Origin of the sequence: Bradyrhizobium sp. LjRoot220 (genome assembly GCF_964252915.1) — a bacterium.
Taxonomy (GTDB): domain Bacteria; phylum Pseudomonadota; class Alphaproteobacteria; order Rhizobiales; family Xanthobacteraceae; genus Bradyrhizobium.
On sequence record NZ_CAXUPS020000001.1, the window covers coordinates 1,352,244 to 1,370,966 of the forward strand.

The 18,723-nt window shown below is 62.8% G+C and carries 19 protein-coding genes; 8 read left to right on the forward strand and 11 right to left on the reverse strand.

The window, feature by feature from the left end:
- Nucleotides 1-947 precede the first annotated feature (947 nt).
- From ACSQ84_RS05815 to ACSQ84_RS05840, 6 genes are all read right to left on the reverse strand, one after another.
- Nucleotides 948-2,063 carry a hypothetical protein gene (locus ACSQ84_RS05815; RefSeq protein ID WP_436210664.1) on the reverse strand — a complete coding sequence of 372 codons (1,116 nt, stop codon included), beginning with the start codon at nt 2,061-2,063 and terminating at the stop codon, nt 948-950.
- A 39-nt stretch (nt 2,064-2,102) separates the two neighbouring features.
- Nucleotides 2,103-3,260 carry a hypothetical protein gene (locus ACSQ84_RS05820; RefSeq protein ID WP_436210665.1) on the reverse strand — a complete coding sequence of 386 codons (1,158 nt, stop codon included), beginning with the start codon at nt 3,258-3,260 and terminating at the stop codon, nt 2,103-2,105.
- Between the two features lie 668 nt (nt 3,261-3,928).
- On the reverse strand, nt 3,929-4,699 hold the full coding sequence (locus ACSQ84_RS05825) for an exodeoxyribonuclease III (RefSeq protein WP_436210666.1): 771 nt from the start codon (nt 4,697-4,699) through the stop codon (nt 3,929-3,931).
- A gap of 16 nt (nt 4,700-4,715) precedes the next feature.
- The gene (gene alr / locus ACSQ84_RS05830; RefSeq protein ID WP_436210667.1) at nt 4,716-5,975 is read right to left on the reverse strand and encodes an alanine racemase; all 1,260 of its coding nucleotides are present in this window, start codon (nt 5,973-5,975) and stop codon (nt 4,716-4,718) included.
- A gap of 102 nt (nt 5,976-6,077) precedes the next feature.
- Nucleotides 6,078-7,580, reverse strand: coding sequence for a replicative DNA helicase (locus ACSQ84_RS05835; protein WP_436210668.1), 1,503 nt, complete (start codon nt 7,578-7,580; stop codon nt 6,078-6,080).
- Between the two features lie 305 nt (nt 7,581-7,885).
- Nucleotides 7,886-8,008: a hypothetical protein gene (locus ACSQ84_RS05840; RefSeq protein WP_436210669.1), complete on the reverse strand. Its 123-nt coding sequence runs from the start codon at nt 8,006-8,008 to the stop codon at nt 7,886-7,888.
- 144 nt (nt 8,009-8,152) lie between these two features.
- Here ACSQ84_RS05840 and ACSQ84_RS05845 point away from each other — a divergent pair, with 144 nt between their 5' ends.
- Nucleotides 8,153-8,359 carry a transcriptional regulator gene (locus tag ACSQ84_RS05845; RefSeq protein WP_436210670.1) on the forward strand — a complete coding sequence of 69 codons (207 nt, stop codon included), beginning with the start codon at nt 8,153-8,155 and terminating at the stop codon, nt 8,357-8,359.
- Between the two features lie 21 nt (nt 8,360-8,380).
- On the opposite strand, the gene ACSQ84_RS05850 is transcribed toward ACSQ84_RS05845, so the two are convergent.
- Entirely contained in the window at nt 8,381-9,631 is a 1,251-nt protein-coding gene (locus ACSQ84_RS05850; RefSeq protein WP_436210671.1) for a class I SAM-dependent methyltransferase, read from the reverse strand.
- Nucleotides 9,632-9,893: 262 nt separating this feature from the next.
- Here ACSQ84_RS05850 and ACSQ84_RS05855 point away from each other — a divergent pair, with 262 nt between their 5' ends.
- The 3 genes from ACSQ84_RS05855 to ACSQ84_RS05865 all read left to right on the forward strand — a co-directional run bounded on the left by ACSQ84_RS05855 (nt 9,894) and on the right by ACSQ84_RS05865 (nt 12,202).
- Entirely contained in the window at nt 9,894-11,003 is a 1,110-nt protein-coding gene (locus tag ACSQ84_RS05855; protein ID WP_436210672.1) for a hypothetical protein, read from the forward strand.
- Between the two features lie 120 nt (nt 11,004-11,123).
- A complete protein-coding gene (locus tag ACSQ84_RS05860) occupies nt 11,124-11,741 on the forward strand; it encodes a TetR/AcrR family transcriptional regulator (RefSeq protein ID WP_436210673.1) in 618 nt (205 codons plus the stop codon).
- Complete coding sequence (locus ACSQ84_RS05865; protein ID WP_436210674.1) at nt 11,738-12,202, forward strand: PaaI family thioesterase; 465 nt, start codon at nt 11,738-11,740, stop codon at nt 12,200-12,202. The genes ACSQ84_RS05860 and ACSQ84_RS05865 overlap by 4 nt, the downstream gene beginning before the upstream one ends.
- Before the next feature lie 43 nt (nt 12,203-12,245).
- Here ACSQ84_RS05865 and rplI read toward each other — a convergent pair whose 3' ends face one another.
- The 4 genes from rplI to rpsF all read right to left on the reverse strand — a co-directional run bounded on the left by rplI (nt 12,246) and on the right by rpsF (nt 14,750).
- Nucleotides 12,246-12,845: a 50S ribosomal protein L9 gene (rplI, locus tag ACSQ84_RS05870; RefSeq protein ID WP_436210675.1), complete on the reverse strand. Its 600-nt coding sequence runs from the start codon at nt 12,843-12,845 to the stop codon at nt 12,246-12,248.
- 67 nt (nt 12,846-12,912) lie between these two features.
- On the reverse strand, nt 12,913-13,884 hold the full coding sequence (locus tag ACSQ84_RS05875) for a hypothetical protein (protein WP_436210676.1): 972 nt from the start codon (nt 13,882-13,884) through the stop codon (nt 12,913-12,915).
- 123 nt (nt 13,885-14,007) lie between these two features.
- The gene (gene rpsR / locus ACSQ84_RS05880; protein WP_002711478.1) at nt 14,008-14,247 is read right to left on the reverse strand and encodes a 30S ribosomal protein S18; all 240 of its coding nucleotides are present in this window, start codon (nt 14,245-14,247) and stop codon (nt 14,008-14,010) included.
- A 5-nt stretch (nt 14,248-14,252) separates the two neighbouring features.
- On the reverse strand, nt 14,253-14,750 hold the full coding sequence (gene rpsF / locus ACSQ84_RS05885) for a 30S ribosomal protein S6 (RefSeq protein WP_436210677.1): 498 nt from the start codon (nt 14,748-14,750) through the stop codon (nt 14,253-14,255).
- Between the two features lie 331 nt (nt 14,751-15,081).
- Here rpsF and ACSQ84_RS05890 point away from each other — a divergent pair, with 331 nt between their 5' ends.
- The 4 genes from ACSQ84_RS05890 to fabG all read left to right on the forward strand — a co-directional run bounded on the left by ACSQ84_RS05890 (nt 15,082) and on the right by fabG (nt 18,665).
- Nucleotides 15,082-15,804, forward strand: coding sequence for a TetR/AcrR family transcriptional regulator C-terminal domain-containing protein (locus ACSQ84_RS05890; RefSeq protein ID WP_436210678.1), 723 nt, complete (start codon nt 15,082-15,084; stop codon nt 15,802-15,804).
- Nucleotides 15,801-16,826 carry a fatty acid desaturase family protein gene (locus tag ACSQ84_RS05895; RefSeq protein ID WP_436210679.1) on the forward strand — a complete coding sequence of 342 codons (1,026 nt, stop codon included), beginning with the start codon at nt 15,801-15,803 and terminating at the stop codon, nt 16,824-16,826. Before ACSQ84_RS05890 ends, ACSQ84_RS05895 begins: the two co-directional genes overlap by 4 nt.
- 125 nt (nt 16,827-16,951) lie before the next feature.
- Entirely contained in the window at nt 16,952-17,905 is a 954-nt protein-coding gene (fabD, locus tag ACSQ84_RS05900) for an ACP S-malonyltransferase (RefSeq protein ID WP_436210680.1), read from the forward strand.
- Nucleotides 17,906-17,927: 22 nt separating this feature from the next.
- Nucleotides 17,928-18,665, forward strand: a complete 738-nt coding sequence (gene fabG, locus ACSQ84_RS05905; RefSeq protein WP_436210681.1) for a 3-oxoacyl-[acyl-carrier-protein] reductase — start codon at nt 17,928-17,930, stop codon at nt 18,663-18,665.
- Nucleotides 18,666-18,723: the final 58 nt, after the last annotated feature.

Sequence of the window (18,723 nt, forward strand, 5' to 3'; positions counted from 1 at the left end):
GTGCGCACTAAAGTCGGTCGACTGGCTTGTTCCGACTGTTGCACCTTCCGTCTTCTTCGCCGAGTTGTCAGCGTTTGCTACGCTGCCCCCGAGCAGCGCGGCAGCACCGACGGCAAGTACGATAGCTAGCTTTTTCATTTCCCACTCCTTGCATTTCAACTGCGCATCGATAACCGGCAGGAGGCTTTTACGTTCCGGCGCAAACCCGCGCTAAGTCCCTGAATAAGCGTTCATATTGCGGAACTGCCAAGTGGGCTGGCCAGGCGTGAGGGGTCTTTCGTCTTTAGGAACAAGTGGCAATGACCGCCGTTGGCGGCGGTGTCTGCTATAGACGCACGCCGCGTCGCGAAAGGTCCGTTGTTGAGGGAATAGCGGACATTCCGAGCGATGCGCGGGCGATCGTCCGCCGAGGGCGTTTTTCAGAATGGGGGGATGCTGGATATGTGCCGGTGATTTGCCCGACGTGTCAAAAGGTTTTCGCGGCCATGTCGGCGACCACCGGCTACTTTGGTTGTTTTCAATATTTTCGCTTGCCGACACGGAGTTCGCGGGCCGAGTAGCCCGCCTTCGCCCGCTGGACTTCGGCGCGGCAGCCTTCACGCGCTTCGCGAGCGAAGGCTGGCTGGGGCGGCCTCGGCGCGCCATGCTGCGCCGGAAATTTGGCAGCAAGTTCTCCTATCGAACCAGGGCGGCTGATCTAACAATTTCCGTTCGCGATGTTAGATCGGACATCGCCATTGCGAGTGCTGACGTCCGATTGGACCCAGAGCGAACATCAGCGATTGGTAGTCGCCGCGTTTACTGAGAGCCAGGAGTGGGCGAGCAGTCGGTAATGCCTTCCCGGGCTCCGAGTCGAGGCTACACCAACATCTGCTACCGGGACTGACGTGACCAAAACAGAACGCGGCTTGAAAACTATGACGCTCAGCTCGGAGCGGACGGCGCTCCTATTTGTAGGAGACCGTAAGTTTGACATCAGCATAGAACACAGGCTGGGTCCCGAGCCCGTCCTTACCGGTTATCCTGATTTGGCGCTCGTTGAAGTGCGCACCGTCGCCAACTGGAAATGGCAACAGTACTTCTGCGCCGTAATTCCGATCGGGGGCGCCGATCGAGATGAAAATAGGTTCTGAACCATCAGTGGACCACTCGAGTGAAAGTCCCGGCGAAATCATCTTCCCTGTCGCCATGTCGTCCCACCTGAAGCTGCTGCTCTCGATCGACTGTGTTCCTCGATCCTCTAACTTTAGCGTGAAAATTGGATCGTCGAAGCTGTCGTCGTTTACACAGGTGAGTTGGAGAACCTTAGCTTTGATCGTGCGCATCAGCGCCGTCTGTTCGAGAGGCTCGCTCGCGTTCTCTATCGACCATGCAAAATCCCAATGCCCCCGTGCTGTCCATACCAGCGCGATGAACCAGAACGAGTCGCCTGGCGTGATTTCATCAATTTGTGAAAAACTCGTGTTCGATGGCGCGTCGACACGATGAAGCCGAGCCGCGACCCTTGAGCTACCGAGGGCCACGGGAACGCTACCGCTTGCACCAAAGCGCGGCACTGGGCCCTGGCCAGTATCGAAAAGCCTTGGCTTTTTATTCCCGACTAGCAGAAGCATTCGGGTCACCTCTCCTCCCGTTGCGAGTGCCGCTCGGAGCGCATTGCTATCTTGGCTGAGCTTGAGTTGCGGGACCCCTGCGCACGACGTCAGCAAAGATTCCCTCGCCTCGACAAAAATGCTCGGCAGTTCAACGCGTCCGACCGCCAGCGGGAAATCGTCTTCCTGAGGACTCGATCCGTCAGAGATATTGCCACGACGGAATGCTAGCGCCTGGTACAAGGATCCCGGAGGAATAGAATTGACGCTGTGTTCGCCACTCTCATTCGGCGGGAACACGCCTGGGACTTTGTCGAAATCCGGCAGATTGCTGCCGGTCGCGTCGAATGGGATAATGCGTTCGAACACCTCGACATCGCCAGTGTCGTCGTCCGGATCGATCTTGAGCTTGGCGGCAGTATTATCTGCGACGTAGACGAATTTGTCCGCTGCGAGTATCGACTTCGCCATGGCTTACGAGCTCCGCTGGTGCCGGTGTGTGCGGCTCAGTCACGCGTAGGAAACATCCACCGAGCAATGCATCAGAAAGTGAAATCCATCGCCGCCGACTCGCGAATCCAACGTTAGTATATCCTTGAACGTTTCCGTGCCGGGGCCCCTGAGAAACTGCAAAGTGGAAGTGGCAGCGGCGCGATCGTCGCCATCCGAGGGGAACGACCCAGAATCATCCTCAATTCCAGCTACCGCGATCGTCACAGAATCGGCTTTCTTTCCGGTCACCTGAAACCGCTCGTTGAGCGAACGGCTCGAACCCGTTTCCATCGGATTCCATCCCACGTCCCGAGTAACTGGCGACCCGGGCGCCGACGGTGTCATCGTGATCTCAAAGCTCGCTTCACCGTCGCTCAAGTCGTCGCTGTCATCCAGACACACCAGTTTGTTGACCACCAACTCGATATGACGCTGTTTTGTGGTCACCTCTTCGGGAGGGTTCACCGACGCGGCGCCGACAGTTGGAATGCCCGACTTGCTTGTCCAGGTAAAATCGAAGCCGCCGTCACTGTCCCAGACCAGCGTCACGAAACGGACGGTTGCACCCGGCCCAAGTCGCCGACTGTCCGGCGATCCGTCAGCTCGCAGATCCACCACCGGAACGTCATGAATCAAGTCTGTGCCGTCGGAAGCCGATGACAGCAAGAAATTATTCTCGTCTGCGCCACTGAGTTTTGGAAACTCTCCGCCTGGCCAACCGAGCCGCGCGTCGCTGACCAGCAACAGCGCACGGGTTACGACACTGCCCGAGCCGATGACGGCTCTTACGAACGTGCCCCCGCTCTCCATCGCCAACTGGGGCAGCATTCCCTCGCCGCCGCACATCGTCAAGTAATCGCGCCGTCGACCCGATTTTAATCGCGGAATATTGAGCTCATCAATCAAGTGTCCGTGGCCGCTCGGTGAACCAGTCTGTGCGCCAAATAAACGAAACATGTACAGATGGCCGGGCTCCGGCGTGTCCAGCGACAGTTCCTGCGTAACTTCCGCGCCAAACGACTCCGCGAGGGAAAACTGTTGATCGTGGATCGTCTCGTTGAATGGTACCCTAGCGACCCATAGTTCTGCGCCGTCAGGACCTGTTTTGACCTGCACCTCGAAATGCGATCCAAACGAAACGAGCTGGCCATTGTTTACGGGCGTCATCCCGGGCATTTGCGTCACTTCCTCATCAGACCAGTGAGAAGCAGCTTTTTCACATTGCCCTCCAACGATCTCCGATGTGTGTGCGAGGATCGCATCGCGACGTGCAGCGAGGCGTCATCGCCAAGATGAGTTTGCGGGTAGGCCCACCAACGACACCAGTGCTTCCAGGGCCAAGAACGAGAAACTCGGCACATTCATATTTTAAGACAGCTCTCGGACAAGCCAAGCAGCTTACCTGTTTGAGCAAGCTACTACCTTTGACGCGATGACGCAACCACAAGTCGATATGACCGCAGCGTCGCGAAAGGTCCGTTGTTGAGGGAAGAGTGGACATCGCGAGCGATGCGCGATCGTCCGCCGAGGGCACTTTGCAAAATGGGGGGATGCTAGATATGTGCCGGTGATTTGCCCGACGTGTCAAAAGGTTTTCGCGGCCATGCCGGCGACCACCGGCTACGTTGGTTGTTTTCAATATTTTCGCTTGCCGAGACGGAGTTCGCGGGCCGAGTAGCCCGCCTTCGTCCGCTGGGCTTCGGCGCCGCAGCCTTCACGCGCTTCGCGAGCGAAGGCTGGCTGGGGCGGCCTCGGCGCCATGCTGCGCCGGAAATTTTGTAGCTGGCGCAGGCGGTTGCTTTCTGTGCATGGGGTTGTTTTCGCAGTTTTGTATTTGGGCCCTGCTACTTCAACACGATCCACGCCGGCGCGTGATCGCTGGCGCCTTCCTCGCCGCGAATGGTGCGGTCGACGCCGGCCTTGAGCAGGCGCGGCGCTATCGCGGGGCTGAGCAGGAGATGATCGAGCCGCAGCCCCGCATCACGCGGCCAGCGGTTGCGCTTGTAATCCCAGAACGTGAACATCGGCTGTGACGGATGCAGGGTACGGATCGCGTCGGTCCAGCCTTGCGCCGTCAGCGTCTTGAAGGCGGCGCGGCTTTTCGGCTGGATCAGCGCATCCTTGTCCCACGACTTCGTCGGATAGATATCCAGTTCGGTCGGCGCGACATTGTAATCGCCGGCGAGCACCACCGGGATGTCCTGCTTGATGAATTTGGCGGCGTGCGCGCGCAGCCGCTTGAACCAGTCCAGCTTGTAGTCGAATTTCGGCCCGGGCTGCGGATTGCCGTTCGGCAGATAGAGGCTGGTGACGATGATGCCGTTGACGGCGGCCTCGATGTAGCGCGCCTCGTTATCTCTGGCGTCGCCGGGCAGGGCGGTCCGCGTCAGCACCGGCTCGACGTTGCGCGCCAGGATGGCGACGCCATTCCAGGTCTTCTGGCCGCGCCACACCGCGCCGTAACCGGCTTTCTCGATCGCGGCGACCGGAAAATCGGCGTCGGTCGATTTCAACTCCTGCAACGCCACGACATCGGGTTTTGCCGAACGCAGCCAGCGCAGCAAATTCGGCAGGCGGCGATTGACATTGTTGATGTTGAACGTCGCGATCTTCATGCCTGACAAAAATTTGTCAGGCCGGTAGCGCGGGCGGCAGTCCTGGCGGCGTTGCGACCGGTTCTGTTGCCGGAGGCGCGGGCAACTCGGCTGTCGCGGTGCCACCCTTGTAGATGCGCGCGTAGCGCTTGCCGATGCTGGTCAGCACCTCATAGCCGATGGTGCCGAAATGATGCGCGAGTTCATCGACCGTGATGCCTTCGCCGATCAGCGTCACCATGTGACCGCGCCGCACCGCGCTCTTTTCCAGGTCGGTGACGTCGACCGCCATCAGGTCCATCGAGACGCGGCCCGCGACCGGGCAGCGCTTGCCGGCGACCACCACCTCGGCGCCGCGGCTGCCGTCATTCGAACTGGCGGCGCGGAAGTAGCCGTCGGCATAGCCTGCGGAAACGATCGCGACCCGGGTCGGCCGCCGCGCCGTCCAGGTGCCGCCGTAACCGACGGTCTCGCCCTTTTCGAGATTGCGGATTTGCACAATGCGCGCCTTCAACTCGACCACCGGCTGCATCGGGTTGTCGGATTCCGGCGTCGGATTGATGCCGTAAACCGCCGCGCCCGGCCGCACCAGTTCGAACTGGAACTGGGGCCCCAGGAACACGCCGGACGAATTCGCCAGGGACGCCGGCACGCCCGCAAAAAGACTGGAGATCTCGCGGAAGGCGGTCAGCTGCTTGGCGTTGAGCGGGTTGTTGAGCAGTTCGGCGGAGGCGAGGTGACTCATCACGAGCGTGATGCCGTGATCGCCGGCATTGATGCGCGGAATGATACCTTGCGCTTCAGTCACCGTGAGCCCGAGCCGGTTCATGCCGGTATCGATGTGGATGGCCGCACCGCCGGACCAGCCGGAGCGACGGCAGAACACGTCCCATTCGGCGAGTTCGTTGAGATCGCCGATCACGGGCTTGCAATCGATCTTGGCGTAGGCGTCGCCGGTGTTCTGGAAGAAGCCGTCGAGCGTATAGATCGTGGCCGCCGGCAGAGCCGCGCGGACGACACCAGCTTCTTCGAGCGTTGCGACGAAGAAGGTCTTGCAGCCGGCGTTGGCCAGCGCGCGGGCGACCTGTTCGGCGCCGCAGCCATAGGCGTCCGCCTTGACCACGCCGGCGCATTCGGCCGGCACGGCGGTCTTCTCGAGCTTGCGCCAATTGGCGACGATGGCGTCCAGATCGACGGTGAGCACGCCGGTGGCGCTCGCCAGCGCGGCGGCTTGGTTCGCCTCGGGCGAGAGCAGGGTGCTTGGCGGGATGGATTTGGGGTCGGATGCGATGTTCATGCCGCATTTTACGCGGGCGAACGCCGTGGTTCAACCGCGCAGAAGGACAAGACCCGACCCGTTTGCTTTACCCCAACCAGTCTGCGTCTGGCTCGAACACGCCTACGGCACACGGTAGGGCAGGTTATCGCTTTGGACGAGATCGCTAAATCGGGTGAATTGCCCCTCGAATTGAAGTGGGACCGTACCCGTCGGTCCGTGGCGCTGCTTGGCGATGATGACCTCGGCCTTGCCGAGCGCCAGGTCCATGTCGAGCTGCCATTTTTCATGCTCGGCGGTGCCGGGCTTGGGCTCCTTGTTCTGCAGATAATATTCTTCGCGGTACACGAACAGCACGACGTCGGCGTCCTGCTCGATCGAGCCGGATTCGCGCAAATCAGATAATTGCGGGTGCTTGTCGTCGCGGCTTTCGACCTGACGCGACAGCTGCGACAGCGCGATCACCGGAACATTCAGCTCCTTGGCGATCGCCTTCAGGCTGGTCGTGATCTCGGTGACTTCCTGCACGCGGTTATCGTTGCCGCGCTTGCCCGAGCCCTGCAGCAGCTGGATGTAGTCGACCACGATGACGTCGAGACCCTTCTGCCGCTTCAACCGCCGCGCGCGCGCCGTCAATTGCGAAATCGAAAGGCCGCCCGTCTCGTCGACATAGAGCGGCAAATGCTCGAGCCTGATGGTGTAGTCGCGTATCCTGTCAAACTCGTCCTGTCGGATGCCGCCGCGACGGATCATGCTCGACGCGATGCCGGTCTGCTCGGCGAGAATACGGGTGGCGAGCTGCTCGGCGGACATTTCGCAGGAGAAGAAACCGACAATGCCGCCGTTGACCGACTTCATGGTGCCGTCGGGCTGAACTTCCGCCTGGTGCGCTTCGGCAATGTTGTAGGCGATGTTGGTCGCGAGCGCAGTCTTGCCCATGCCGGGGCGTCCGGCGACGATGATCAAGTCGGAGCGCTGCAGGCCGCCCATCTTGGCGTCGAGATCGCGCAGTCCGGTGGCGATGCCGGACAATTTTCCGTCGCGCTGATAGGCGTTGGCCGCCATATCGAGCGCGACTTTCATCGCCTGCGCAAAGCGCTGGAAGCCGCCATCGTAACGGCCGGACTCCGCCAGTTCGTAGAGCTGACGTTCGGCATCCTCGATCTGCGCGCGCGGGGCAAAATCCACCGGCGCGTCGAAGGCGACGTTGACCATGTCCTCGCCGATCCGGATCAGATCGCGGCGCAGCGCCATGTCGTAGATGGTCCGGCCGTAATCCTGCGCGTTGATGATGGTGGTCGCTTCAGCCGCCACGCGGGCGAGGTACTGGCCGACCGTCATGCCGCCGATATCGGTCTCGGCGGGCAGAAAGGTTTTCAAGGTGACGGGGGTCGCAACCTTGCCCATCCGGATCAGGCTGCCGGCGGTCTCGTAGATCGCCTGATGGATCGGCTCGAAGAAGTGTTTTGGCTCGAGGAAGTCCGAAACCCGATAGAACGCGTCGTTGTTGACCAGGATCGCGCCCAGCAGGCTCTGCTCGGCTTCGATATTGTGCGGCGCACTCCGGAAGGCCGGAGTTCCCGCGTCGGGGGCAAGCTTGAAGATGTTCGAATCAGTTAGCGCCATGCTCGGAATTGTTCTTCGGATTTGGGTCGTTATTGGGGATGCCGGATTGGGGCGGCGATAAAGCGCTCAGCTTGTGCCGAGCGGAAGTACCAACATGCCTTATGCCCGATTCACACAAGGGAGGTGTGAATCCTCATTGGTCGTCGCGGCATGGCACTTGACGGGTTTGGCCAGAGCGGCGGGGCGTTGCCGCCGCGTTCACGAAAATGTTGGCCAAGACGTTAGGTCGGCCTGAACCTTATCGCCACTTGGACCCACCCATACGGGCCTGCGGAGATGATCCGGGGCACGATGTTAGCGATTGATCAAGCCAGGATGAGAAAGATCAACGCGATCAGGGCCGAACCGACGCCGGTGGCGATCAGGGCGTAATCGGTCGTGAGATCGGCTCTCGAGTCGAGCGAAGTTGGGTAGGGTTTCTGCGCCATTCCGTAATTTTACGGCAAGGCGCCGGCGAACTCTGTGAACTGGATCACATCCGCCGGACTTTCTGTCCGGCATCGTGGTCGAGCAATTCGGGAACGGCTTTTAGGCTTTCGGGTTGGTTAAGGTCAGGGATCAAGGACGAGACAATGGGTCAGCAACTCAGGACATGGCGATCAGGAGGCGACCAGCGCGCCTGGCTGTCGATGCTGATTGACACCATGGAGCAGGTTTCGCGCCCGGAATCGCGTGCCGTGCCCTGCGATGGGCTCGTACTGGCCGCCCTGCTTGCGCAACTCGCGCGTCCGGCGACCGCCGCAATCGTCTACGGCTCCGGCTACAGCCTGCGAAACTAAGACATTCACCGCGAAACCGGCCTATTCGCCCGCGATTTGCAGCCGCGGCTGCTTTCCCGTTTCGATCCCGCGCAGCCGCGCCTCCTCGCGCGCGATGTAGTCGCGCGTCATCGGTACGACGCCCTGGCGCTTGGTGAGCTGGATCTGGAAATTCATCAGGTTCTGCTTGCGGAACGACATTTCCGACGCGGCCAGATAGAATTCCCACATTCGGGCGAAGCGTTGGTCGTAAAGGCGCACGGCCTCTTCGCGCCGCGCCATGAAGCGCTCACGCCAGGCTTTCAGCGTCTCCGCATAATGCAGCCGCAGGATTTCGATGTCGCAGACCAAAAGGCCGGCGCTCTCGATCGCCGGGGCGACTTCGGACATCGCGGGGATATAGCCGCCCGGGAAAATGTACTTGGTGATCCACGGGCTGGTCACGTCGGGGCCGGTCGAGCGGCCGATCGCGTGCAGAACCATGACGCCGTCGTCGCTGAGCAACTCGGCGCATCGCTTGAAGAAGGTTTCATAAAAGCCGACGCCGACATGCTCGAACATTCCGACCGACACGATCCGGTCGAACGGACCCGGAATGTCGCGGTAGTCGCTGAGCAGGAATTTGGCCTGATGGCCCAGTTTTTTTTCCGCGGCGCGGGCGTTCGCAACCTGCAATTGCTCGGTCGAAAGCGTAATGCCGGTGACATCAGCGCCGGTCATCTCGGCCAGATAGAGGCCAAGACCGCCCCAGCCCGAGCCGATGTCGAGCACGCGGTCGCCGCGCCCGATCAGCAGCTTGGCGGCGAGGTGGCGCTTCTTGGCCAATTGGGCATCGTCGAGCGCGGTGTCGGGTGTTTCGAAATAGGCGCAGCTATATTGCTTATCGGCGTCGAGAAAGAGCGAATAGAGCCGTCCGTCGAGATCGTAATGATGCGCGACATTGTTTCGCGCCCGGCCGCGCCAATTGAACTGGCTGATATGACGGGCGAGGTAGCGCAGCCACCATTGCAGCCGGCCCCAGCGCGGCACCATGTCGGGTTGATCGAGCAGGATCGCCAGCGCATCCGCAATCGAGCCGTCCTCGACCACGAACGTGCCGTCCATATAGGCCTCGCCCAGCGCCAGTTCGGGATTGAGGAGGATCCGCCGTTCGGTGCGCGGGCTCAGAAACCGGACCGATACCGGTCGCCCAGTGCCGTCGCCGCAGGTAAATGTGGCCCCGCTCGCGGCCGTGAATGTCATCGTGCCGCGGCGAATAAACTGTCCCAGGAAATAACGTAACAAACGATCCATCAAAGCACCAATGGAACGACCGGCCCGTTACAACCGACGCACGGCGGGAACGAAGGTTCCTATGTGGGTCGACAAGATCATAATAATTATGATCAGCCCAGCGGGCTAGTGCGTTGTAGTCAAAGCGGATATTCCCAAATGTGGAGATCACGCGGTTGCGTTACAAGTGCGCTTCCATTCGCGGGATAATCGGCTACAAGGTGACCGCCGCCGGCTGTGTTGTGCGACGCCGGAAGCGATTCCACATTTGGAGAAGCAGGGAATGTTGAGCCGAGCGCTCAGTTTAGCGACGGTGACGCTTCTGGTCGGCTGTCTGACGGCGGGCGCGCTGCTCGCGGTTGAAAATCTGGAGGCCGGCAAGACCCCTGCCCAGATCTTCGCCGGCACCTGCAACGCCTGCCACAAGAGCCCCCGCGGCCTGTTGAAGAACGTGTCGGCGTCGTCGCTCCCCGGCTTCCTGCGCCAGCACTACACCACCGGCAGCGACATGGCCGGGGTGCTTGCCTCGTTCCTGATAGCCAACGGCGCCACCGACACCCGCTTCCAGAGCAAGGATCAGCCGAAGACGGATGCGGCCAAGGGCGCCAAGCAAGAGGCCGCCAGGCCGGATCAACTCGATCGGTTCGGCCGCCGGCAAAATCCAGCCCCGCCGGTGCAGGAGGCGTCCAGGCCGGACGCCGATGGCATCATGCCGCAAGGTGAGGGCGCACGCCCCGGTCGCGACGGCAAACGACGGCCAGGCCAGCCGCCCGACGCCGCCAAGCCCGACGCTGCCAAGCCCGCCGATGGCCAGACGCCGGCGCAGGCTGCGACCGACAGCAAGACCGGCGCCAAGCAGAAGCTTGGCAAGCGCGGAAAACCCGCCGAGGAGCCGGCGAAAACCGACGAGGCGGCCAAGGACGAAGCGTCCAAGCATGAGACCGCCAAAATGGATGCTGGCAAGCCCGAAGGCGAAAAGCCTGATGCCGCCAAATCCGATTCGGCCAAGTCTGATTCGGCCAAGCCTGATGCTGCCAACTCTGCGGACGAGGGCAAGTCTGAAGCTGGCAAGTCCGAAGCAGGCAAGTCCGAAGCAGGCAGGTCTGATGCGGGCAAGCCTGATACGGCCAAGCCCGACACCACGGCAAAGGTCGACGCACCCAGAGAGACTGTTGGCAGCGAGCCGACACCATTGCGGCCCGATCCGGTCCCGCCAGTGACGCCGGCACCGCCGGCTTCGTCGACGAGTGCAAGCGGGACGCCTGAGCCGGCCGCGAGCTCGTCGGCGCCTGCGGCTGCGACACCGCCAGCGGTGACGGCCTCGGCGCCGCCGCCTGCAGCATCGCCGCCGGTTGTACCGGCCGGACCGCCCGCACCGCCGATTTCCCAATAACGCCCGTTCTCGCAACGAGCGCCGATACCGTTGGCCGTGCAATGTTCGCACCCAGGCTTGCTTGATCGTTTGTAGAGCATTACTCTAGAGCGGTGATCCAGTCGGTGCGAGGGTAGCGTGATGACCACGGCGCGAGAGGATCTGCTGGCGGCGGGATTGGCGGTGTTCGATCGCGACGGCTTTGAGGGCGCGACGGTGGCCGCCATTCGAACCCGCGCGCGCGCGTCCAACGGCAGCTTCTTCCATTTCTTCGGATCGAAGAAGGAATTGGCCGGCACCCTGTTCCTGGAAATCCTCGGCCGCTATCACGCCGCTGTGCTGGCGGCGATCGACGAATCCTGCGGCGCCAGGCAGGGCGTGGCGCGGCTGATCAGGGCGCATCTGGATTGGGTCGTGAACAACCGGCGCGAGGCGCGCTATCTGTTCGAGATTTCGCGCAGCGAATGGACCGATGAGATCCGTGGCGCGCAGCGTGCGCAGAATTCGCATCTCGCCGAGGCGGTCGAGCGCTGGCGCGCGCCGCTGATCGCGCGCGGCGAATTGCTGCCGATGACGCCGACCGTGTTCTTCAGCCAGATCATTGGACCGGCGCAGATTTTCTGCCGCGCCTGGCTGTCGGGCCGCGACGGCGCCGATCCGAGGGACCAGAGCGACGTACTGATCGCCTGCGCCGCCCGTGCGGTGGTCGCATCCGATGCAAGCAATGCAACAACCAATACAACCGGAGAAACGGCATGATTGCGGACACCGACCCCGATTTCGCGCCGATCGCCAGCCGCATCCGCGACAATGTCGGCCGCCAGGGCTTTATGAATCATATCGGCGCCGAGCTGTCCGAACTGACGCGCGGCTCATGCACGCTCGCGGTCGACCGCCGGCCGGAGCTGCTGCAGCAGCACGGTTTGTTTCATGGTGGCGTGACGGCGTTCCTGGTCGACAATGCGACCACGATCGCGGCTGCGACCTCGCGCGGCCAGCCGGCGCTCACGGCTGAATATAAACTCAATCTGTTGTCGCCGGCGGTGGGCGAGCGCCTGATATGCCGGGCGCGGGTGATCAAGCCCGGACGTCAGGTCGCGGTCGTCGCGGCCGATGTGTATTGCGTCACCGACGGCGTCGAGAAGCATACCGCAACAGCGCTCGCCTCGATCGCAATGCTGGATGAGCAAGCGGCGGCACGAATCCCAAGCCCGGCCTGATCGGCCGGGCCTGGTTCTCAACACATATATAGAGAGGCGCGCGCTACTTCTCGGTCGCTTCCGGCGCCGGACGTTCTTCGTCGTGCTGGGCTTCCGGATCGAAGAACTCGCCGGCGGCCGCCAGCGCCTCGGCGGCGGCGTCCTGGTCTTCCTGACGGCTCGAGATATCCTCGCCGCGGTTGATGCGCTCGGCTTCATCGGCGCTGCGCGCAACGGTGACGCTGACATTGACTTCGACTTCGGGGTGCACGGCGATCGCGATCGAGTGCTTGCCGATGGTCTTGATCGGCGCGTCCAGCATGACCTGGCTGCGGCTGATGGTGACGCCGTCGGCCTCGAACGAAGCGATGATGTCGCGCACGCTCACCGATCCGAACAACTGGCCGGTTTCCGATGCCTGGCGCAGCACGACCACATTGCGGCCGTCGATCTTCTCCGCGACCTTGGTGGCTTCGCCCTTGGCCTTGATGTTGTTGGCCTCGAGTTCGGCCTTCATGCCGTCGAATCTGGCGCGATTGTCCGACGTTGCGCGCAATGCCTTGCCGCGCTTGAGCAGAAAGTTACGGGCATATCCGTCCCTGACTTTGACGACTTCGCCCATTTGACCGAGCTTGGCGACGCGTTCCAGCAAAATGACTTCCATATTCGTTCTCCTTTTGAAGTGGTGATGATCTTGAAGTGGTGATGATCGGTTCGAGTGGGTGGTGGAATTAGGATGCGGGCATTGGCGGCGGCCTCCCGCGCATGAAGCGCTGGCGAAATCCGAATACGGCGTCGGCGAGGCCGAGCACGACCATCGCCAATACCGGCCAGCCGAACACCACGACGACGGCGTAGGCGCAGGACAGCCAGAACGCGCGGCCGTTCAGCGCCAGGCTCAGGGTGTGGAGCACGGCAAAGCCGGTGATGGCGTAAGCCATCAGCAATGCCGTGGCGGTGATCTGCGCGAATAATGCGAGAAGCCCGCCGACGAAACAGAATGCAAGGGCGACCGACAACGCGACCATCGTCATCGGCGGCAACTCCGCGCTCTTCAGGTCCGGCCACGGCCGGTGCAGGCGACCCGAGGTCGCCGTGATCCTGCCGGCGAGCCAGAGGTTCAGCGTCAGCGTCATCATGGCGACGATCGCGGCTGCCGGCGGCGCGATGATCGCGAGCGCACCGACCCACCGCTCGGTATCGGCGGACGGTGCCGCATTGCGGGGAGCCAGAATTCGCGACAGGCCGCGCTTCAGCGAGGCGGTGATGGTCTCGGAATCGGTACCGAGCGTCAGCATGGCGGCCATCGTGGTCAGCATCGCAAAGCCGGCAATCCAGAGCAGGATGCGGCCGACCGGGTACCATTCCATGGCAGGCGCGGCCGGCTGCGAGCCGTCGGTTGATTCTGTGGCGGGCAGTGGCCGTCCGAGCAGCGCCAGATGACCGAGCCACCAGGCGGGCAGTGCGACGGTGACGACAAAGGCGATGCAGTAGGGCAGGCCGAACATCAGCCCGAGGCCCGAGGCCGCGGCGATGCCGCCGATCGTCGCCGCGAGCGGTCCCCATCCAAGGGCTGCCACCATCAGCGGCAGCGGGGCCAGATAGAACAACAGCAATGAAATCAGCGCGCCCGAGATGATCGAGGCGAACATCAGTGCCGACGCAGAGCCGGCCGCAAGCGCAATGAGTATGATCACGATCATCAGCTGTCCCGCCCCTTTCGAGCGGTTAGAGGTCTTTGGACCCCAACCATCGGCGACCGGACGACCCGGAAGCCTTATGAAAAGTCGCGATCGGCGGCACGGATGCCGCCGATCGAAATCGTCTTAGCGAATGACGTAAGGCAGCAGGCCGAGGAACCGCGAGCGCTTGATGGCGCGGGCGAGTTCACGCTGCTTCTTGGCGGAGACGGCGGTGATACGGCTCGGCACGATCTTGCCGCGCTCGGACACGTAACGCATCAACAGCTTGGAATCCTTGTAGTCGATCTTCGGCGCATTCGGGCCCGTGAACGGGCAGGTCTTGCGGCGGCGGAAAAACGGACGGCGTGCACCAGCTTCAGCCATGATTCTTACTCCTCAACCGCTGCGGTTGCTTCGTCGTCACGCGGCCGGCGCGGGGCACGGTCGCCACGGAAGCCACCACCGTCGCCGCCGCGGAAACCACCGCCTTCGCGATCGCCGCGGAAGCCGCCTTCGCGGTCACCGCGGAAACCACCGCCGCGATCGTCGCGCTCGCGGTCACGGTCGGCCTTGCGCATCATGGCTGACGGACCTTCCTCGTGCTCTTCGACGCGGACGGTGAGATAGCGGATCACGTCTTCGCTGATCCGCTCCTGCCGCTCGATCTCGGTGACCGCAGCAGAGGGAGCGTCGATGTTCATCAGCACGAAATGCGCTTTACGATTCTTGTTCATGCGATAGGTGAGGGAGCGCACGCCCCAGTTCTCGGTCTTGGTGATCTTGCCGCCGAGCCCTTCGACGATGCCCGTCATCTGGGTGGTCAGCTCTTCGACCTGCTGGGTGCTCGCATCCTGACGCGCGAGAAAAACATGCTCATAAAGAGGCATGGGTGTCCTTTCCTGTGTTGGCGCGGTTCCTGGCGACAAGCCCTTCGAGACCTTCGGAAAGGACTCGATATTGCTCAGAAGGCGGAAGCACGGGACGACGGGCCAACTGGCCCTGCCACATCAACATCGCCGAAAAGGTGAGATTGCTGAGACCGTCCGTTCAGCTCCCGGCCGGGATCCACGGATGCGCGGTTTATAGAGCTTTTGAGCGCGCTGGCAAGCGTTCATGAGGGGTTCTGGCGGGGTTTACGGGACAGTCCTTCGCAGCCCCCAAGGGAGTTCATTGACATAATTGTTTGTATAACATACAAATAAGCCGTGAGAGGGTAAAATGGCTCCCAAGTCAGCTCAAACTGAGGAAATGCCGGCCGGCGACCCCAGGCACGCCGCGCGCGCCACGCGCTCCGCCGGGCGCCAGATGCGCTCGCGGCTGCTGGATGGGGCCAGCCGCCTGTTCAGGGATCGCGGCCTGTCCGGCACCTCGATCTCCGACATCGCCGCTGCTGCGAACGCGTTTCCAAGCCAGATCACCTATTACTTCCGCACCAAGGAAGCGCTGTTTGTCGAAGCCGCCTGCCGCGACATGCTTTATGTCGCGCGCGCGGCAGAGCAGGCGGCGCTGTCGGCGCAGACGCCGCGCGACTATACGCGTGCGCTCGTTGCGAGCGTCACGGCGACGGATTCGGTCGCCTTCTTTGCCGAGGCGCTGACGTTGACGCGCCGCCGCCAGGATCTCGCGCCATTGGTCGAGCGCACCATCGAGCGGCTGCACGGCGAAGGCCTGCGCGCCTATACGAACCAGATCGAACGCCACGGCTGGAGTTCGCTGCGCGATCCCGACGCGACCTCGCGGCGGTTCTGGGCGGTCGCGATCGGCGTGATGGTTGAGGGCTACGCCATGGGCCGCTCGGCGGACGAATTATCCGCAGAGATGCTCCGCGTGCTGGGTGAGCAGGCGACGGCAAAATCGGCTGGCGACAGCGCCCGCCTGCGCCTCGTCAGCGACGCCAACACATCAAATTCAAATTCACCCGAAGGGGAGACCTCGTCATGACCGCGCTTCGCATGCGTGCCCGTGATTTCCTGTCCGAGGATGAGTTGATCGCCGTCCGCCAGCGCTCGACCTGGAAAGGGGTCGCCCTGATCGTTCATGCGTGGGTATTGATCATTGGTTCGATCGCACTGGTGGCGTGGTGGCCCAATCCGCTGACGTTTCTGCTCGCCGTCGGCATCATCGGCTCGCGCCAGCTCGGGCTTGCGATCCTGATGCATGACGGCGCGCATGGCTGCCTGTCGGCCGACGAGAAGACCAATCTGACCCTGAGCCAGTGGTTCTGCGCCTATCCGATCTTTGCCGAGACCCGCGCCTACCGCCGCTATCATCTGCAGCATCATGCGCGCACCCAGCAGGAGGATGATCCCGATCTCATTCTGTCGGCGCCGTTTCCGATCACGAAGATGAGCTACCGCCGCAAATTCCTGCGCGATATCACCGGGCAGACCGGCTATCAGCAGCGCAAGGCGCAATTGCTCAACGCGCTCGGCCCTGCGGAATGGCCGCTGGCGCAACGCGTCGCGCATTTCCGGGAAAAGCTTGGTCCGCAAATCGCGGTCAATGCGGTGATGTTCGCAGGGCTCGCCACCGCTGGCGTGTGGTGGGCTTACCCGCTGCTATGGTTGCTGCCGCTCGTCACCTGGATGATGGTGATCACCCGCATCCGCAACATCGCCGAGCACGCCGTGGTGCCCGACAGCAGCGATCCCTTGCGCAACACCCGCACCACGCATGCCGGTTTCCTCGAGCGGCTGTTCATCGCGCCTTACTATGTGAATTATCACCTCGAACATCACTTGCTGTTCTATGTGCCCTGTTACAACCTGCCGCGCGTCCACCGCATTCTGAGCCAAAGCCGGTACGCGGCGCGCATGGAGGTGCAGCCGAACTATGCCGCGGTGCTGCGCCTCGCAACCGCGAAGCCGAACCAGGAGGATCGTCCGGGCCAGCTTGTGAGCAGCGCGCGACGCGCGCGGGCCGGGGCCGAGGTCGGCGGCGATCAGAAGGCCGGCGGCTTCTAGGCCAAGGCCTAAACCCAAGGCGGCCTAACCCAAGACGGCACGGAAGGCCTAGCGATTCCGCACCGCGGCTTGACATCCAGCGCGCTGTCAGTGTCTTACGGCCCCAACGTGATGAGGGAGCGCCGATGACGGCTGCATTTACATTTCCGGGGCAGGGTTCCCAGGCCGTAGGCATGGGCAAGGCCCTGGCGGAAGCCTTTCCGGCCGCGCGGGCGGTATTCGACGAGGTCGATGCGGCGCTCGGCGAAAAGCTGACCGCGATCATCTGGGAGGGGCCTGCCGAAACCCTCCAGCTCACCGAAAATGCCCAGCCGGCCTTGATGGCGGTCTCAATCGCGACGTTGCGGGTGCTGGAGACCGAGGCCGGATTCGCGGTCGGGCGCGACGCTGCCTTCGTGGCCGGTCACTCCCTCGGTGAATATTCGGCGCTGGCCGCGGCCGGCAGCCTCAGCCTCGGCGATGCCGCGCGCCTGTTGCGCACCCGTGGCCTTGCGATGCAAAAGGCCGTGCCGGTCGGCGCTGGCGCCATGGCGGCATTGCTCGGCCTCGACTATGAGGCGGCGGTGGCGGTGGCCGCGGAAGCCGCGCAGGGCCAGGTCTGCCAGGCCGCCAATGACAATGGCGGTGGGCAGGTGGTGGTCTCCGGCGACAAGGCCGCGGTCGAACGCGCGCTGGAAATTGCCAAGACCAAGGGCGCCAAGCGCGCGATGCTGCTGCCGGTGTCGGCGCCGTTCCATTGCAAGCTGATGCAGCCCGCGGCCGACGCGATGGCGAAGGCGCTGGCGGACGTGACGATCAAGGCGCCGGCCGCGCCGCTGGTGTCGAACGTGCTGGCCGCGCCGATCACCGATCCCGACGAGATCAGGCGCCGCCTGATCGAGCAGGTCACCGGCACCGTGCGCTGGCGCGAGTCGGTCGCCTATATGGCAGGCCACGGCGTCACGCGATTTTTCGAGATCGGCGCCGGCAAGGTGCTGAGCGGGCTGGTCAAGCGAATCGCCGACGGTGCCGTCGGCGTACCCGTTGGCGGGCCCGGGGACATTGCCGCTGCCAGGGACGCATTGGCGGCTTCAGCGTAAGCTCGTCGCAAAGGAGATTTCGATGTTCGATTTGACGGGCAGGACGGCGCTGGTGACCGGCGCGACTGGCGGCATTGGCAACGCCATCGCGCAGGCATTGCATGCGCAGGGCGCAACGGTGGCGATCTCGGGCACGCGCCGCGAGGTGCTGGATGCCTTCGCAGCTTCGCTCGGGAAGCGCGTTCACGTGCTGCCGTGCAATCTTTCCGACAGCGCGGAAGTCGAGGCTTTGGTGCCTGCGGCGGAAGAGGCGATGGGGCAGGTCGATATCCTGATCGCCAATGCCGGCATCACCCGCGACAATCTGTTCGTGCAATTGCGCGACGAGGATTGGGACGACGTCATCAACGTCAACCTGACCGCGACCTTTCGCCTGGCCCGCGCTGCGACCAAATTGATGATGCGCAAGCGCTTCGGCCGCATCATTGCCATCACCTCGATCGTCGGCGTGACCGGCAATCCCGGACAGGCCAACTACAGCGCGTCGAAGGCGGGAATCATCGGCCTGATCAAGACGCTGGGCGCCGAATATGCCAAGCGCAACGTGACCGCCAATTGCATCGCGCCCGGATTCATCAAGACGCCGATGACGGATGCGCTCAACGACAAGCAGCGCGAAACCATCCTGTCGAAGGTTCCTGCAGCAAGGCTGGGGACGCCCGAGGAGATCGCCGCCGCAGCCGTCTATCTGAGTTCGAACGAGGCGGCTTACGTCACCGGGCAAACCATCCACGTCAATGGCGGAATGGCCATGATTTGAGCCGGTTAACGGCCCGATCGATGCGGCCACAGGCCGTTTCGGGCGGCCGGCCGTGGGC

Bases quoted from the DNA above. Each gene is read 5' to 3' on its own strand.
- ACSQ84_RS05815 (WP_436210664.1), bottom strand. From the start codon at position 2,063: ATGGCGAAGTCGATACTCGCAGCGGACAAATTCGTCTACGTCGCAGAT.
- ACSQ84_RS05820 (WP_436210665.1), bottom strand. From the start codon at position 3,260: ATGCCCGGGATGACGCCCGTAAACAATGGCCAGCTCGTTTCGTTTGGA.
- ACSQ84_RS05825 (WP_436210666.1), bottom strand. From the start codon at position 4,699: ATGAAGATCGCGACGTTCAACATCAACAATGTCAATCGCCGCCTGCCG.
- alr (WP_436210667.1), bottom strand. From the start codon at position 5,975: ATGAACATCGCATCCGACCCCAAATCCATCCCGCCAAGCACCCTGCTC.
- ACSQ84_RS05835 (WP_436210668.1), bottom strand. From the start codon at position 7,580: ATGGCGCTAACTGATTCGAACATCTTCAAGCTTGCCCCCGACGCGGGA.
- ACSQ84_RS05840 (WP_436210669.1), bottom strand. From the start codon at position 8,008: ATGGCGCAGAAACCCTACCCAACTTCGCTCGACTCGAGAGCCGATCTC.
- ACSQ84_RS05845 (WP_436210670.1), top strand. From the start codon at position 8,153: ATGGGTCAGCAACTCAGGACATGGCGATCAGGAGGCGACCAGCGCGCC.
- ACSQ84_RS05850 (WP_436210671.1), bottom strand. From the start codon at position 9,631: ATGGATCGTTTGTTACGTTATTTCCTGGGACAGTTTATTCGCCGCGGC.
- ACSQ84_RS05855 (WP_436210672.1), top strand. From the start codon at position 9,894: ATGTTGAGCCGAGCGCTCAGTTTAGCGACGGTGACGCTTCTGGTCGGC.
- ACSQ84_RS05860 (WP_436210673.1), top strand. From the start codon at position 11,124: ATGACCACGGCGCGAGAGGATCTGCTGGCGGCGGGATTGGCGGTGTTC.
- ACSQ84_RS05865 (WP_436210674.1), top strand. From the start codon at position 11,738: ATGATTGCGGACACCGACCCCGATTTCGCGCCGATCGCCAGCCGCATC.
- rplI (WP_436210675.1), bottom strand. From the start codon at position 12,845: ATGGAAGTCATTTTGCTGGAACGCGTCGCCAAGCTCGGTCAAATGGGC.
- ACSQ84_RS05875 (WP_436210676.1), bottom strand. From the start codon at position 13,884: ATGATCGTGATCATACTCATTGCGCTTGCGGCCGGCTCTGCGTCGGCA.
- rpsR (WP_002711478.1), bottom strand. From the start codon at position 14,247: ATGGCTGAAGCTGGTGCACGCCGTCCGTTTTTCCGCCGCCGCAAGACC.
- rpsF (WP_436210677.1), bottom strand. From the start codon at position 14,750: ATGCCTCTTTATGAGCATGTTTTTCTCGCGCGTCAGGATGCGAGCACC.
- ACSQ84_RS05890 (WP_436210678.1), top strand. From the start codon at position 15,082: ATGGCTCCCAAGTCAGCTCAAACTGAGGAAATGCCGGCCGGCGACCCC.
- ACSQ84_RS05895 (WP_436210679.1), top strand. From the start codon at position 15,801: ATGACCGCGCTTCGCATGCGTGCCCGTGATTTCCTGTCCGAGGATGAG.
- fabD (WP_436210680.1), top strand. From the start codon at position 16,952: ATGACGGCTGCATTTACATTTCCGGGGCAGGGTTCCCAGGCCGTAGGC.
- fabG (WP_436210681.1), top strand. From the start codon at position 17,928: ATGTTCGATTTGACGGGCAGGACGGCGCTGGTGACCGGCGCGACTGGC.